12 protein-coding genes and 1 riboswitch are annotated in these 14,300 nt (G+C 68.2%); all 12 genes read left to right on the forward strand.

Annotated elements, in window-relative coordinates:
- Positions 1 to 4: 4 nt before the first annotated feature.
- The 12 genes from ftsA to KNJ79_RS06135 all read left to right on the forward strand — a co-directional run bounded on the left by ftsA (position 5) and on the right by KNJ79_RS06135 (position 14,243).
- Entirely contained in the window at positions 5 to 1,264 is a 1,260-nt protein-coding gene (gene ftsA / locus KNJ79_RS06080) for a cell division protein FtsA (RefSeq protein WP_317153222.1), read from the forward strand.
- 153 nt (positions 1,265 to 1,417) lie between these two features.
- Positions 1,418 to 2,878 carry a cell division protein FtsZ gene (gene ftsZ, locus KNJ79_RS06085; RefSeq protein WP_317153223.1) on the forward strand — a complete coding sequence of 487 codons (1,461 nt, stop codon included), beginning with the start codon at positions 1,418 to 1,420 and terminating at the stop codon, positions 2,876 to 2,878.
- Between the two features lie 62 nt (positions 2,879 to 2,940).
- Entirely contained in the window at positions 2,941 to 4,653 is a 1,713-nt protein-coding gene (locus KNJ79_RS06090) for a tetratricopeptide repeat protein (RefSeq protein ID WP_317153224.1), read from the forward strand.
- On the forward strand, positions 4,650 to 5,822 hold the full coding sequence (locus KNJ79_RS06095) for a deoxyguanosinetriphosphate triphosphohydrolase (RefSeq protein WP_317153225.1): 1,173 nt from the start codon (positions 4,650 to 4,652) through the stop codon (positions 5,820 to 5,822). Before KNJ79_RS06090 ends, KNJ79_RS06095 begins: the two co-directional genes overlap by 4 nt.
- 28 nt (positions 5,823 to 5,850) lie before the next feature.
- Entirely contained in the window at positions 5,851 to 6,501 is a 651-nt protein-coding gene (locus tag KNJ79_RS06100; protein WP_317153226.1) for a Rossmann-fold NAD(P)-binding domain-containing protein, read from the forward strand.
- 160 nt (positions 6,502 to 6,661) lie between these two features.
- Positions 6,662 to 6,768, forward strand: a riboswitch (glycine riboswitch).
- Between the two features lie 53 nt (positions 6,769 to 6,821).
- Complete coding sequence (gene gcvT / locus KNJ79_RS06105) at positions 6,822 to 7,976, forward strand: glycine cleavage system aminomethyltransferase GcvT (protein ID WP_317153227.1); 1,155 nt, start codon at positions 6,822 to 6,824, stop codon at positions 7,974 to 7,976.
- A 2-nt stretch (positions 7,977 to 7,978) separates the two neighbouring features.
- Entirely contained in the window at positions 7,979 to 8,350 is a 372-nt protein-coding gene (gene gcvH / locus KNJ79_RS06110; RefSeq protein ID WP_089215045.1) for a glycine cleavage system protein GcvH, read from the forward strand.
- Positions 8,351 to 8,470: 120 nt separating this feature from the next.
- Entirely contained in the window at positions 8,471 to 9,829 is a 1,359-nt protein-coding gene (gcvPA, locus tag KNJ79_RS06115) for an aminomethyl-transferring glycine dehydrogenase subunit GcvPA (protein ID WP_317153228.1), read from the forward strand.
- Positions 9,826 to 11,379 carry an aminomethyl-transferring glycine dehydrogenase subunit GcvPB gene (gene gcvPB, locus KNJ79_RS06120; protein WP_317153229.1) on the forward strand — a complete coding sequence of 518 codons (1,554 nt, stop codon included), beginning with the start codon at positions 9,826 to 9,828 and terminating at the stop codon, positions 11,377 to 11,379. Before gcvPA ends, gcvPB begins: the two co-directional genes overlap by 4 nt.
- A gap of 88 nt (positions 11,380 to 11,467) precedes the next feature.
- Complete coding sequence (locus KNJ79_RS06125; RefSeq protein WP_317153230.1) at positions 11,468 to 11,926, forward strand: ABA4-like family protein; 459 nt, start codon at positions 11,468 to 11,470, stop codon at positions 11,924 to 11,926.
- Positions 11,923 to 12,558 (forward strand): DUF938 domain-containing protein, encoded by a 636-nt coding sequence (locus tag KNJ79_RS06130; RefSeq protein WP_317153231.1) that lies wholly within the window; start codon positions 11,923 to 11,925, stop codon positions 12,556 to 12,558. The genes KNJ79_RS06125 and KNJ79_RS06130 overlap by 4 nt, the downstream gene beginning before the upstream one ends.
- A 128-nt stretch (positions 12,559 to 12,686) precedes the next feature.
- The gene (locus KNJ79_RS06135) at positions 12,687 to 14,243 is read left to right on the forward strand and encodes a fatty acid--CoA ligase (protein WP_317153232.1); all 1,557 of its coding nucleotides are present in this window, start codon (positions 12,687 to 12,689) and stop codon (positions 14,241 to 14,243) included.
- The last annotated feature ends 57 nt before the right edge of the window (positions 14,244 to 14,300 follow it).

Raw genomic sequence — 14,300 nt, forward strand, 5'->3', positions numbered from 1 at the left:
GCCCATGGCGCCGCCGCGCATCGAAAGGATCATCACCGCGCTCGATGTCGGGTCGTGGAAGGTGTGCGCGCTGATCGCGGGGCAGACCGCCGAGGGCCAGTTGCATGTGCTCGGCACCGGCCAGCGCGAGAGCCGCGGCGTCCAGCGTGGCTATGTCGCCGACATGGAGCAGACCGAGCATATCGTGCGCGAGGCGATCGAGCAGGCCGAACGCATCGCCGGGCTCAACATCGACGACGTCTGGGTGAGCTTTTCGGCCGGCGGGCTCTTGAGCGACGTCGCGCCGATCGAAAGCGAGCTCGGCGGCCACCGGATCGAGCAGGAGGATATCGACGACCTGCTGGCGGCGGGACGCGCCGGGATCGACCCCGAAGGCCGGATGATCCTGCACGCCCAGCCCGCGCTCTACACGCTCGACGGGCTCACCGGCGTCAGGAACCCGATCGGCCTCCACGCCGACCGGCTCGGCGTCGACATCCATATCATCATGGCCGACGGCGCGCCGGTGCGGAACCTCGAGGCCGCGGTGCGCCAGGCGCATCTCGACGTCAACGCCGTGGTCGCGTCGCCGATCGCGGCGGGGCTCGCCTGCCTGTCGGACGAAGAACGCGACCTCGGCGTCGCGCTCGTCGAATTGGGCGCGGCGGTGACGACGGTGTCGCTTTATGCCGGCGGGATGCTCGTCGAGATGGCGTCGCTGCCGTTCGGCGCGAGCGACATCACCGACGACATCGCCTCGGCCTTCGGGATCCGCCGCAGCCAGGCGCAGCGCCTGCAGAGCTTTTACGGTTCGGCGTCGGCGAGCCCGCGCGACAATAATGATGTGATCGAACTCGATCCCGGCGCGGCGGCAGCGGGCAGCGAATCGCCGCGTATCACGCGCGCCCAGCTCGTCACGGTGATCCGCCAGCGCCTCGACGCGATGATGGGCGAGATCGGCCGGACGCTGAAGGACCTGCACTTCGTCGGGCCGGTCGGGCGGCAGGTCGTGCTCGTCGGCGGCGGCGCCGACCTCAAGGGAATCGCCGATTACACGCAGGTCGCGCTCGGCCGCGCCGCGCGCATCGGGCGGCCCCGCGGGCTGCACGGCCTGCCCGATGCGCACGCCGGACCGGCTTTCGCGACGCTTGCCGGTCTGGTTCTCTATGCCGCATCGGACCCGGTCGACCTTCGCGACCTGCCGATGATGGCGCAGGATATCTATCGCCCGAAGGGGGCGTCGATCCTCCAGCGGTTGATGACCGCGCTGAAAAGCAGTTTTTGATGGCGGGGCATGGGAAAAGGTTAATTTTTTGGATGATTCCGGCGTCACAATCGTGCAATGCGTTGTCAGAAAGCCGGGCGAAGGGGACCACCGTCCGGAGGGTCGCAAGGTGAGGCAAGCGGCAAGGGTTCGCCGCTGCAGGGAGATTTTTGGATGAGCATCAATATTGGCCCGCCGCAGGTCGATGAGCTGAAGCCGCGCATCGCGGTGATCGGCGTGGGCGGTGCAGGGGGCAATGCCATCGCCAACATGATCGCGGCGCGGGTCGAGGGGGTCGACTTCATCGTCGCGAACACCGACGCGCAGGCGCTCAACGCGTCGCCTGCCGAGCGGCGCATCCAGTTGGGGACACAGATCACTCAGGGGCTCGGTGCAGGCTCGCGGCCCGAGGTCGGACGCGCGGCGGCCGAGGAAAGCATCGCGCAGGTCGAGGAAGCGCTCGACGGCGCGCATATGTGCTTCGTCGCGGCCGGCATGGGCGGCGGCACCGGCACCGGCGCGGCGCCGGTGATCGCAAAGGCGGCGCGCGACCGCGGCATACTGACCGTCGGCGTCGTCACCAAGCCCTTCACCTTCGAGGGTCAGCGCCGTATGCGCTCGGCGGACGCGGGGATCAGCGAGCTGCAGGAACATGTCGACACGCTGATCGTCATCCCGAACCAGAATCTCTTTCTGGTCGCCAATCCGAACACGACCTTCAAGGAAGCCTTCTCCATGGCGGACGAAGTGCTCCAGCAGGGCGTGCGCGGCATCACCGACCTGATGGTCATGCCGGGCCTCATCAACCTCGACTTCGCCGACGTGCGCAGCGTGATGCGCGAAATGGGCAAGGCGATGATGGGCACGGGCGAGGCCGAAGGCGACGGCCGCGCGCTCGAAGCGGCGCAAAAGGCGATCGCCAACCCGCTGCTCGACGGCGTGTCGATGGCGGGCGCCAAGGGCGTCATCGTATCGATCGTCGGCGGCGAGGACATGCGCCTGATGGAAGTCGACGAAGCCGCGAACCACATCCGCGAACTCGTCGATCCCGATGCCAATATCATCTGGGGCAGCGCGTTCAACGAATCGCTCGAGGGCAAGATCCGCGTCTCGGTCGTCGCGACCGGGATCGACGGCAGCGGCGAACAGGGCGCGGCGCCGGCACCCGCGGCGCGCAGCTTTTCCTTCGCGCCGGCGCGCGCGACGCCTGCGCCGGTCGTCGAAGAGACGCTCGAGCCGCCGGCCGAGGAAGCGCCGGTCGCCGAGCCCGCGGCCGAGACGGGCGAGGGCGATGCGGCTCCGGGCTTCTCGCTCGGCGACAATCAGCACGCGGCCGAGCCCGAACCGGCGGCAGCGCCCGAGGAAGAGCCGATGGAGCTTTCGAACGTCGCCGCAAGCTATGACGATACCGCCGACGAGCTGGTGCTCGGCGAGCCGGCGGCGCCCGTCGCCAGCCAACCCGCCCCGGCGCCGGCTCCGGCCGAAGAGGCGCCCGCGCGCCCGATCGGCGGCGGCACCTTGTTCGAACGCATGTCGCGCCTGTCGCGCGGCGGCGCGCCGGCCGAGGCCGACGATGACAGGAAGGAGGACGGGGTCGACATCCCGCGCTTCCTGGGTCGGCAGAACAACCAGTAACGGGGTTTTTGACGGCCGCTGCATCAGGGCAGGGCGGCCCGGAATACGGGATGAGCTTGCCCATGCGGCGACCCAAATCGACGGCCAGGCCGGGACGCGCGCGGCGCTTTGCCGGTGCGCTCGGCCTGCTGTTGCTGACGACGACCCTGAATCCGGCGGCGCACGCGCAGGTGACGCCGCCCGACCCGGCGACCAAGGCGGCGATGGACAAGCGTACCGCTGCGCGCACGCTGCTGTCGTCGGCGCTCGGGCGGATCGCCGCCAACGCCAATGACGCATCGGCGCTGCTCGATGCGGGACGCGCCTCGATCGAACTCGAAGATTATCGCGCCGCGCTGAGCTTCCTGCTGCGCGCCGAGCAGGCGGCGCCGCGGAGCGGCGAGGTGAAGGCCGCGCTCGGGTCGGCGGCGGTGCATATGGAAAATCCGACGCGCGCACTCGATTATTTCGGCGAGGCGCAGCTGCTCGGCGCGCCCGAACGGCTTTTCGTCGCCGACCGCGGGCTCGCGCGCGACCTGCTCGGCCAGCAGGACCAGGCGCAGCGCGACTATCAGCTCGCGCTGTCGGTGGCGCCGAACGACGAGGTGACGCGCCGCTATGCGCTGTCGCTCGGTATCGGCGGCGATCCCGATCGCGCGATCCAGCTGCTCGCGCAGCAACTGCGCCAGTCGAACCGCGCGGCGTGGCGCTCGCGCGCGATGATTCTCGCGATGAATGGCCGCAACGATGAGGCGAAACAGATCGTCGATGCGACGATGCCACCCGAACTCGCGCGGAACATCCTGCCCTATCTGCTCAAGATGGACCGGCTCAATCCCGCGCAGATGGCCGCGGCGGCGCATTTCGGCCGCTTCCCCTCGGGCGAACTGGGGCCGGCACGGAAGCCCATGCAAATGGCGGCGGCGACCCCGGCGCCGACGCCTGCCGCCAGGCCTTCATCGAAGCCGCGGCGCGGGCGTGACACCAGGGCCGCGCCCACAGCGACTCCTGCGCCGCCCCCCGCACCAGCGCAGGCTCCAGCTGCCGTGGCCGTGCGGCGCCAACCTGCACCTACGCCGACGCCAAAACCGAAGCCGACGCCGGCACCTGCCCCGACCCCCACTCCGGTCCCGGCGCGAGCTGCCCCGACGCCCTTGCCCGCACCGCAGGCGCCCGCCGCCGCGCCGCCCGAGCCCGTTGGCGTTGCCGTGCGGCCGAACAGCGGTCCGGTCGGCCCCGGCTTTTCGCTCGCCGATACGCCCGGCAACAGCGCCGCGCCCGGGGCGCCATCGGCGGCCGCGCCGCTCGCCTCGCTCGCCGAGATCGCGAGTTCGATCGACATTCCGCCCGAGGAAATGGCGAAACCCGACGGCGCGGTCGGCGCCGAAACGCTCGCGCGGATGCTCGACGACAAGCGCAAGGCGGAAGCGGCCGAGGCGGCGAAGCGCGCGAAGGAAGAAGCGGCGGCAAAGGCGAAGGCCGAAGCCGAGGCGAAAGCGAAGGAAGAGGCCGAGCGCAAGAAAGCGAACCCCGCGCGCATCTGGGTGCAGATCGCGACGGGCTCGGACCTCAAGGCGCTCGCCTTCGACTATAACCGTTTCTCGAAACGCAACGCCGCGCTGTTCAAGGGCAAGTCGGGGTCGACCGCCGAATGGGGCCAGACGCGCCGGCTGCTCGTCGGCCCGTTCAAGGACAGGAAGAGCGCGCAGGACTGGCTCGTCGATTACAAGAAGGCCGAAGGCGACGGCTTCCTGTTCAACAGCGACGCCGGCGAAGTCGTCGAGCCGATCAAGTGAGCCTGGCGGGGGTCGCCAGCGATCCGGGCAAGACGCGCGGCCGCCGTCACGAAGAGGTCGGGCGCGTCGTGCGCGGACCGCGCGACATGTTCCAGCGCGACCGCGACCGCATCATCCATTCGATCGCTTTCCGCCGCCTCAGGCACAAGACGCAGGTGTTCGTCGCGCCCGACGGCGACCATTATCGCGTGCGCCTGACCCACAGTATCGAAGTCGCGCAGATCGGCCGCGGTATCGCGCGCGCGCTCGGGCTCAACGAGGATCTGACCGAGGCGCTGTGCCTCGCGCACGACATCGGCCATCCGCCCTTTGGCCACGCGGGGGAAGATGCGCTGAAAGCCGCGATGCGGACGCATGGCGGCTTCGATCACAATGGCCACACGCTGCGCACGCTCGCGCGGCTCGAATGTCCCTATCCGCGCTTCGACGGGCTCAATCTGACGTGGGAGACGCTCGAGGGGCTCGCCAAGCATAATGGCCCGGTGCGCCGCCCCGGCTGGGCGCTCGCCGACATCGACGCCGAATTTCCGCTCGATCTGACCAGTCATGCAAGCCTCGAAGCGCAGGTGGCGGCGGTCGCCGACGACATCGCCTATGACAATCACGACATCGACGACGGGCTGCGCGCCGGGCTGCTCTGCCTCGACCAGTTGATGGAACAGCCATTCGTCGCGGCGAACTTCGCAGGAGTCGAACGCCGCTTTCCCGGCGCGGCGCGCGAGCGGCAATTGCGCGAACTGGTGCGCGACCAGATCGGGGTGATGGTCAACGACGTGATCGCCGCGACGCAGGCGAATGTCGCCGGCGCGGGGGTCGCGACCGTCGCCGAGGTGCGCGCGGCGGGGCGGACGCTCGGCACCTTCTCACCCGAACTCGCGCGGCAGGAGCGCGACCTCAAGCGCTTCATGTATGCGAATCTCTATCACCACCCGTCGCAGCTCGCCGCGGCGGAGGGCGCGCGGCAGGTCGTCGCCAGCCTGTTCGCCGCCTATGTCGACGATCCGCGCCGCATGGGCAAGGATTGGGCGGCGCGCCTGCCCGACGGCGAGACCGCGATGGTCCGCCATATCGGCGACTATATCGCGGGCATGACCGACCGCTTCGCGATCGACCGCTTCGCCGAGATCCACGGGCGCGATGCGGTGCCCGAGGCGCTGAAACACGCCTGAGAGCGGACCGCTCGGGGAGGCGGACAAGATGGACGTGGAAACTCTTATCATCGGCGCAACCGGCATGATCGGTCGCAGCGTGATCGCGCAGGCGGACGAGTGTCCGCTGACGATCCTTGGACGCCATGCGCTCGCCGACCTGCCCCCACACCACAGCCAGCATGTCGCGCCGCCCGACGACTGGCCCGCGATCATCGCCGCCGTGCGTCCCGCGACGCTGATCTGCTGCCTCGGCACGACGATCAGGCAGGCAGGGTCGCAGGCCGCCTTTCGCGCGGTCGACCTCGATCTCGTGCTCGCGGCTGCCGGCGCGGCGCGAAGGGCGGATGCTGCGCATATGATCGTCGTCAGTTCGGTGGGCGCGTCGGCGAAAAGCCGCAATTTCTATCTGCGCACCAAGGGCGCGATGGAGGCGGGCCTCGCGGCGCTCGGCTTCGACCGGCTCGATATCCTGCGGCCGGGTCTGCTCACGGGCAAGCGGCATGGGCCGCCGCGGCTGGGCGAAGGAATTGCGATGGCTGCGGCGCCTTTCACCGACATGCTGCTCCACGGCTCGCTGCGGCGCTATCGCTCGATTCCCGCCGATGTCGTCGCAAGGGCGATCGTCGCGCTCGTCGATGCCGGCGCGCCGGGGATTTACGTCCATGAAAATGACGCGATGCGGCGGCTCGCCGATTGACTCTGTCCACCGCCGCCGCCAAGGCTCGGGCGTCTGCCGGAGCCTCGCAAGGGATTCGGCCGGCCGCGCGGGAGAGCGCGGGGAGCGGAGCGATCCGCGCCTCGCCACCGAAGGAGCAACCGCCCCGGAAACTCTCAGGTCAGCAGGACCGCGCGCCGGATCTGGACACTCTGGAAAGCGTCGTGGCTCCATGCTGCGACCACCGAAGGGGTAACTCCATGCTTTCATGGAGGAAAACTCTCAGGTTCCCGTGACAGAGGGGGCATGGCAAAGCGGCGGCATCGGGCCGCCGCGCGCCATGTCAACGACGGGAGGCCGATATGAGCGAAATTGGAGAAATTGACGAAGAGGCGGCGATCGAAGCGCTGCCGCTCGACGCCTGGCACCGCGCGCGCGGCGCGCGCATGGTCGAATTCGCCGGCTATCACATGCCGATCCAATATGAAGGCATCATGGCCGAACATCTGTGGACGCGCGACAGCGCCGGGCTGTTCGACGTCAGTCACATGGGCCAGCTCGTGCTGAGCGGCGAGGGCGCCGCCGAGGCGCTCGAAGCGCTCGTTCCCGGCGATATTTCGGCGCTGAAGCCCGGCCGGATGCGCTATTCGCTGCTGCTCGCCGAGGACGGTGGCATCCTCGACGATCTGATGATCACCAACACCGGGCGCGGCCTCTATCTGGTCGTCAACGGCGCGGTCAAATGGGACGATATCGCGCATCTGCGCGAGCATCTGCCCGACGAAATCGAGATGAACCTGCTCGACGATCATGCGCTGCTCGCGCTGCAAGGGCCAAAGGCGGTCGAAGCGCTCGTCGCGCTCGGCGTCGCGCCCGAGTTCGCCGACATTCTCCCCGTCGACCGCCTCGTTTTCATGCAGGCAGGCGCCTATCTGTGGGGCGACGTCCGATTGGGGATCAGCCGCTCGGGCTATACCGGCGAGGACGGGTTCGAAATTTCGGTGCCCGCCGAACAGGCCGAAGCGCTTGCCGATGCGCTGTGCGCGCTCGAGACGGTGAAGCCGATCGGGCTCGGCGCGCGCGATTCGCTGCGGCTCGAGGCGGGGCTGCCGCTCTATGGCCACGATCTCGACGAAGCCATCGACCCGGTCGAGGGCGACCTCTCCTTCGCGATTTCGAAGCGCCGCCGCGAGGAAGGCGGCTTCCCCGGTGCAGCGCGTATCCTCGGCCATCTCACCGACGGCTCCCCCCGCAAGCGCGTCGGCCTGAGCGTTGAAGGCAAGCTGCCGGTGCGCGAAGGCGCAAAGCTGTTCGACGGCAATCGCGAAGTCGGCATCGTCACCTCGGGCGGCTTCGCCCCCAGCGTCGGCGCGCCGATCGCGATGGGCTATGTGCCGCGCGGGTCGGCCGCGCCCGGCACCGCGCTCGCCGCCGAGGTGCGCGGGAAACGCATCCCGGTGACGGTCGCCGCCTTGCCGTTCGTTCCGCACCGCTATGTTCGTAAAACAGGAGCCTGACGATGCCGCGTTACTATACCGAAGAGCATGAATGGATCGACGTCGACGGCGACGTCGCGACGGTCGGGATCACCGACTATGCGCAGGGGCAGCTCGGCGACATCGTGTTCGTCGAAGTCCCCGACACCGGCGCCGAACTGTCGCAGGGCGGCGACGCCGCGGTGGTCGAATCGGTGAAGGCGGCGAGCGACGTCTATGCCCCGGTCGACGGCACCGTGACCGAAGGCAATGCCCAGCTCGAGGAAGACCCCGCGCTCGTCAACAGCGATCCCGAGGGCGAAGGCTGGTTCTTCCGCATGACGTTGTCCGACAAGAGCCAGCTCGACGGGTTGATGAACGCCGCGGCTTACAAGGCCTATTGCGACGATCTGTGACAAAGACCTCCCCTCCCGCTTGCGGGAGGGGTCGGGGGTGGGCCTGAACCATCAAGCTCACCTCTGCGGCCATGCCCACCCCCCAGCCCCTCCCGCAAGCGGGAGGGGGGAGATAGTGAAATGCGTTACCTCCCGCTCACCCCCGACGACCGCACGGCGATGCTTGCTGCCGTCGGCGCGTCGTCGATCGACGATCTGTTCGCCGATGTTCCGCCCGAAGCACGGCTCGATGGCCCGATCGCCGGCCTGCCGCTGCACGCGAGCGAGCTGGCGGTCGAGCGCCACATGGCGGCGCTGTCGCGGCGGAACCGCGCCGCGGGCGACGGTCCCTTCTTCCTCGGCGCCGGTGCCTATCGCCACCATGTCCCGGCGAGCGTCGATCATCTGATCCAGCGCGGCGAGTTTCTGACCGCCTATACGCCCTATCAGCCCGAAATCGCGCAGGGCACCTTGCAGATGCTGTTCGAGTTCCAGACGCAGGTCGCGCGATTGTTCGGCACCGACGTCGCCAATGCGTCGATGTACGATGGTTCGACCGCCTGCTGGGAAGCGATCGTGATGGCGCGGCGGATCACCAAGCGCGGCAAGGCGCTGCTATCGACCGGCCTGCACCCGCATTATCGCAGCGTCGCGCGGACGATGGCGAAATATACCCGCGACAGCCTGGTCGATGGCGATCCGAGCCTCGAACCCGGCACCGACTGGCGCGCGCTGGCCGACGCGGTCGACAAGGATACGAGCTGCGTCGTCGTCCAATATCCCGACATCCTTGGCCGCATCGACGATATGAGCGCGCTTGCGAGCGCCTGCCAGGCCGCGGGCGCGCTGCTGATCGCGGTGGTCACCGAACCCGTCGCGCTCGGCCTCATTAAATCGCCCGGCGAAATGGGCGCCGACATCGTGGTGGGCGAGGGGCAGGCGCTCGGCGTCGGGCTCCAGTTCGGCGGGCCCTATGTCGGCCTCTTCGCCTGCAAGAGCAAATATGTCCGCCAGATGCCGGGGCGCCTGTGCGGCGAGACCGTCGACGCGCAGGGCAAGCGCGGCTTCGTGCTCACCCTCTCGACGCGCGAGCAACATATCCGGCGCGAGAAGGCGACGAGCAATATCTGCACCAATTCGGGGCTTTGCGCCCTCGCCTTCAGCATCCACATGAGCCTGCTCGGCGAAAAGGGGCTGCGCCAGCTCGCCGCGATCAACCACGCGCGCGCGAAGGCGGCCGCCGCCGAACTGGCGAAGGTGCCCGGCGTGTCGGTGATGAACGACGCCTTTTTCAACGAATTCACGCTGCTCCTGCCGTCCGACGCGCGCGCCGCGGTGCATAGCCTCGCCGAAAAGGGCGTGCTCGGCGGCGTATCGCTGGGCCGGCTCTACCCCGACAATGACGGCCTCGCGAACGGGCTGGTCGTCGCCGTCACCGAAACGGTGACCGAAGAGGATATCGCCGCCTTTGCCGCGGCGCTGAAGGAGGTGCTGGCATGACCGCGCTCAACCCCGCCGGCTGGCGCCCCGAAATGAACGTCGCGGGCGGCGCCGACGACAGCGCCACCTTCACCGGCAACCGCGCGCTGATGCTCGAAGAGCCGCTCATTTTCGAGATCGGCTCGGCCGAGACCACCGGGGTCGATTTCGACGAGGACGCGCCCGCCGCCGGCCTCGGCCCCCTGATGCGCAGCGATCCCATCGGCCTGCCGGGGCTCAGCGAGTCCGAAACGGTGCGTCATTACACGCGCCTGTCGCGCCAGAATTATGCGATCGACCTCGGCCTCTTCCCGCTCGGCAGCTGCACGATGAAGCATAACCCGCGCCTCAACGAAAAGGTCGCGCGGATGCCGGGCTTCGCCGACGTCCACCCGCTCCAGCCGCAGGAAACGGTGCAGGGCGCGCTCGCCGTCATCAACGAACTCGCGGTGTGGCTGATCGAACTCACCGGCATGTATGGCGTCGCCATGTCGCCCAAGGCCGGCGCGCACGGCGAGCTGTGCGGCATCCTCTGCATCAAGGCGGCGCTCGAAGCGCGCGGCGAGGACCGGCGCGTGCTGCTCGTCCCCGAAAGCGCACACGGCACCAACCCCGCGACCGCCGCCTTTGCCGGGTTCACGGTCGAGGATATTCCGGCGACCAAGGAGGGCCGCGTCGACCTCGAAGCGCTGAAGGCGCGGCTCGGCCCCGATGTCGCCGGCGTGATGATCACCAACCCCAACACCTGCGGTCTGTTCGAGCGCGACATGAAGGCGATTTCGGACGCGGTCCACGCCGCGGGCGGCTATGTCTATTGCGACGGCGCGAACTTCAATGCGATCGTCGGCAAGGTGCGCCCCGGCGACCTCGGCGTCGATGCGATGCACATCAACCTCCACAAGACCTTCTCGACCCCGCACGGCGGCGGCGGCCCCGGTTCGGGTCCGGTCGTACTGTCCGAAGCGCTCGCGCCCTATGGCCCGATCCCCTACGCCGCGCGTTACGCCGATGGCTCGTTCAAGCTAGTCGAAGAGGAAAGTGCGGGCGACGAGCATCCCGATACTTTCGGGCGCATGACCGCCTTCCACGGCCAGATGGGCATGTTCACGCGCGCGCTGACCTATATCCTCAGCCACGGCGCCGACGGGCTGAAGCAGGTCGCCGAAGACGCCGTGCTCAACGCCAATTACGTGCTGCGCAGCTTGTCGGATGTGCTCGACGCCCCCTTCGCGGCGTCGGGGCCGTGCATGCATGAGGCGCTGTTCAGCGATCGTGGTTTCGCCGAGGGCTTCTCGACGCTCGACATCGCCAAGGGACTGATCGACGAGGGCTTCCACCCGATGACGGTCTATTTTCCGCTCGTCGTCCACGGCGCGATGCTCGTCGAGCCGACCGAGACCGAGTCGAAAGCGGTGCTCGACCAGTTCATCGGTGCCTTGCGCAGCCTCGCAATGCGCGCGAAAAATGGCGACCCCGCGCTCAAGTCGGCGCCGCATTTCGCCCCGCGCGCGCGGCTCGACGAGACGCTGGCGGCAAGGAAGCCGATCCTGACGTGGAGCGAAGCCAACTGATCGTCATTGCGAGCGTAGCGAAGCAATCCAGAGCGGCGTAAACCTCCCTGGATTGCTTCGCTTCGCTCGCAATGACGGGAACGGGACCATGATTATGAGCTGGGAAAGCCTCTATTCGCTGACCAACGGCTGGGCGCTGATCGGCTGGCTTGCGCTCGCCTTCCTGCCGCGCGGCCCGCGCATCCTGTCGGCGATCCTCTATGCCGGCGTCGCGCTGCTTTGCCTGACCTATGCGATCCTGCTCGGCGGCCTGATCTTCGGCGGCTGGGATGCCGGCGGGCCGAAGGCGGCGCTCGATTTCGCGAGCCTCTCGGGGGTGATGGCGCTGTTCGCGACCAAGGGCGGCACGGTCGTCGGCTGGACGCATTATCTGGCCTTCGACCTGTTCGTCGGCATGTGGATCGCGCGCGACGCCGATCAAAAGGATTTCAGCCGCATCGTTCAGCTGCCCTTCCTCTTCCTGACGCTGATGGTCGGGCCGGTCGGGCTGTTCGCATGGCTCGTGATGCGCGAGCGCCGCGCCAGGGCGCTGGCAAAGGCGAAATGAGCCCGCGTCCCTGGACCCCCGGCGACGGCGGCGCCGGCGACAAGCGCCACGCCCCCGCGACGCTGCGCAACCGCGACGCGATCGCGGCGGTGCTGGCCGAATGGCTCCTCCCTGCGGGCCGGGTTCTCGAAGTGGCGAGCGGGTCGGGCGAGCATGTGGTCCATTTCGCCGCCGCCTTTCCGCAGCTGCAATGGCAGCCGAGCGATCCCGACCCCGGCGCGCTCGTCTCGATCGCCGCGTGGAGCGCCGAGGCGGGGCTCGCCAATGTCGCGCCGCCGCTCATGCTCGATGCCGCCGCGCCCGATTGGCCGGCGGGTGATGCCGATGCGCTGCTCTGCATCAACATGGTGCATATCAGCCCGTGGGCCGCGACGCTCGGCCTGTTCGCGGGCGCGGCGCGCCTCCTGCCCGTTGCCGCGCCGCTGATCCTCTATGGCCCCTATGTCGAGCCCGACGTGCCGACCGCGCCGAGCAACGCCGATTTCGACGCCAGCTTGCGCGCGCGCAATCCCGAATGGGGTCTGCGCGATCTTGCCGCGGTGAAAACCGCCGCCGCCGATGCGGGCTTCGTTTTTACCGAGCGGCGCGCGATGCCCGCCAATAATCTGATGCTTCTTTTCCGCCGCAGCTGATCCGCGCTTTCCCGTTGCGCCCAGCCGCGCTTCGCATAAGTTCGCATACGAAGCGTCGCGCTTGTCAAACCGCCGGGTCTGTTGTTATCAGATCTGAGAATGGCGCGAAGCCGCTTGGGAGAGTCCAGATGAGCGATACCGCCGACCTGATTACCTTCGACCAATTCCTCACCCACTGGGCAAAGGAGCGTCCCGATCGCGTTGCGATGCGCGAGGAAGACCGGGTGATGAGCTATGCCGAACTCGAAGAGCGCACCGCGCGCGTCGCGAGCGCGCTGCTCGCCGCGGGGCTCGAAAAGGGCGATCGCATCGCGTGGATCGGCAAGAACAGCGACCTCTATTTCACCCTCTTCTTCGGCGCCGCGCGCGCCGGCATCGTGATGGCGCCGATCGGCTGGCGCCTCTCGCCCGTCGAATGGGCGTTCATCGTCAACGACACGCGGGCGAAGATCGTCTTCACCGGCCCCGGCTTCGACGCCGCGGAGGACCAGCTCGCCGGCAAGCTCGACCATGATCCGCAGATCGTCGGTGCCGATGCCGCGCGCGCGATGATCGGCGGGGCGAAGCGGGTGACGTTCGATCCGTCGGGGCCGGCGGACGCGGTGCTGCAACTCTATACCTCGGGCACGACCGGCAATCCGAAGGGCGCGGTGCTCACCAACACCAACCTCTTTGCGCTGCGCAAATATTCGGCCGACCTCGACATGCCCTATACCCGGTGGGAGGATGACGAGGCGGTGCTCGTCGCCATGCCGTGCGCGCACATCGGCGGCACCGGCCTCGGCATCATGGCGCTCGCGGCGGGGCTGCCCGGCATCGTCCTCGCCGAATTCAACCCCGATGGCGTCTTCGACGCGGTCGAGCATCATGGCGTGACGCGCTTCTTCATCGTCCCAGCGGCGCTGCAGATGCTGCTCCTCCACCCGCGCTGCGCGAGCGTCGACTACAGCCGGCTCAAATATATCCTCTATGGCGCCGCCCCGATCCCGCTCGACCTCCTGCGCCAGTGTATCAAGATGTTCGGCGCGCAGTTCATCCAGGCCTATGGCATGACCGAGACGACGGGCACGATCTGCATGCTTCCGCCCGAGGATCACGACCCCCAAGGCAATAGACGGATGCGCTCGGCGGGCAAGCCCCTCCCCGGCGTCGAAATCCGCATCCTCGGCCCCGACGGCGAAGAGGTGCCGACCGGCGAGGTGGGCGAGGTCGTCACCCGATCTTCGAACAATATGCAGGGCTATTGGAACCTTCCCGACGCGACCGCACGGACGATGACCGCGGGCGGCTGGATTCATACCGGCGACGCCGGTTACATGGACGAGGATGGCTATCTCTATATCCACGACCGGATGAAGGACATGATCATCTCGGGCGGCGAGAATGTCTATCCCGCCGAGGTCGAAAGCGCGATCTATGGCCACCCCGCGGTGCAGGAGGTCGCGGTGATCGGCATCCCCGATCCGAAATGGGGCGAGACGGTGAAGGCGGTCGTGGTCCCCAAAGCCGGCATGACGGTCGAGCCCGACGACATCATCGCCTGGGCCCGCGAGCGCATCGCCGCCTTCAAGGCGCCGCGCAGCGTCGACGTCATCGAAGCGCTGCCGCGCAACGCGAGCGGCAAGATCCTGCGCAAGGATCTGCGCGCACCCTATTGGGAAGGCTATGAGCGCATGGTGAATTGAGGCGATCGGCACCAGGCCGGTTTTGCCGCTGAAATATTATTGCGTCCGGCGAACCAT

The organism is Sphingopyxis indica (genome assembly GCF_032879645.1).
Lineage (GTDB): Bacteria > Pseudomonadota > Alphaproteobacteria > Sphingomonadales > Sphingomonadaceae > Sphingopyxis > Sphingopyxis indica.

Bases quoted from the DNA above. Each gene is read 5' to 3' on its own strand.
- ftsA (WP_317153222.1), top strand. From the start codon at position 5: ATGGCGCCGCCGCGCATCGAAAGGATCATCACCGCGCTCGATGTCGGG.
- ftsZ (WP_317153223.1), top strand. From the start codon at position 1,418: ATGAGCATCAATATTGGCCCGCCGCAGGTCGATGAGCTGAAGCCGCGC.
- KNJ79_RS06090 (WP_317153224.1), top strand. From the start codon at position 2,941: ATGCGGCGACCCAAATCGACGGCCAGGCCGGGACGCGCGCGGCGCTTT.
- KNJ79_RS06100 (WP_317153226.1), top strand. From the start codon at position 5,851: ATGGACGTGGAAACTCTTATCATCGGCGCAACCGGCATGATCGGTCGC.
- gcvT (WP_317153227.1), top strand. From the start codon at position 6,822: ATGAGCGAAATTGGAGAAATTGACGAAGAGGCGGCGATCGAAGCGCTG.
- gcvH (WP_089215045.1), top strand. From the start codon at position 7,979: ATGCCGCGTTACTATACCGAAGAGCATGAATGGATCGACGTCGACGGC.
- gcvPA (WP_317153228.1), top strand. From the start codon at position 8,471: ATGCGTTACCTCCCGCTCACCCCCGACGACCGCACGGCGATGCTTGCT.
- gcvPB (WP_317153229.1), top strand. From the start codon at position 9,826: ATGACCGCGCTCAACCCCGCCGGCTGGCGCCCCGAAATGAACGTCGCG.
- KNJ79_RS06125 (WP_317153230.1), top strand. From the start codon at position 11,468: ATGATTATGAGCTGGGAAAGCCTCTATTCGCTGACCAACGGCTGGGCG.
- KNJ79_RS06130 (WP_317153231.1), top strand. From the start codon at position 11,923: ATGAGCCCGCGTCCCTGGACCCCCGGCGACGGCGGCGCCGGCGACAAG.
- KNJ79_RS06135 (WP_317153232.1), top strand. From the start codon at position 12,687: ATGAGCGATACCGCCGACCTGATTACCTTCGACCAATTCCTCACCCAC.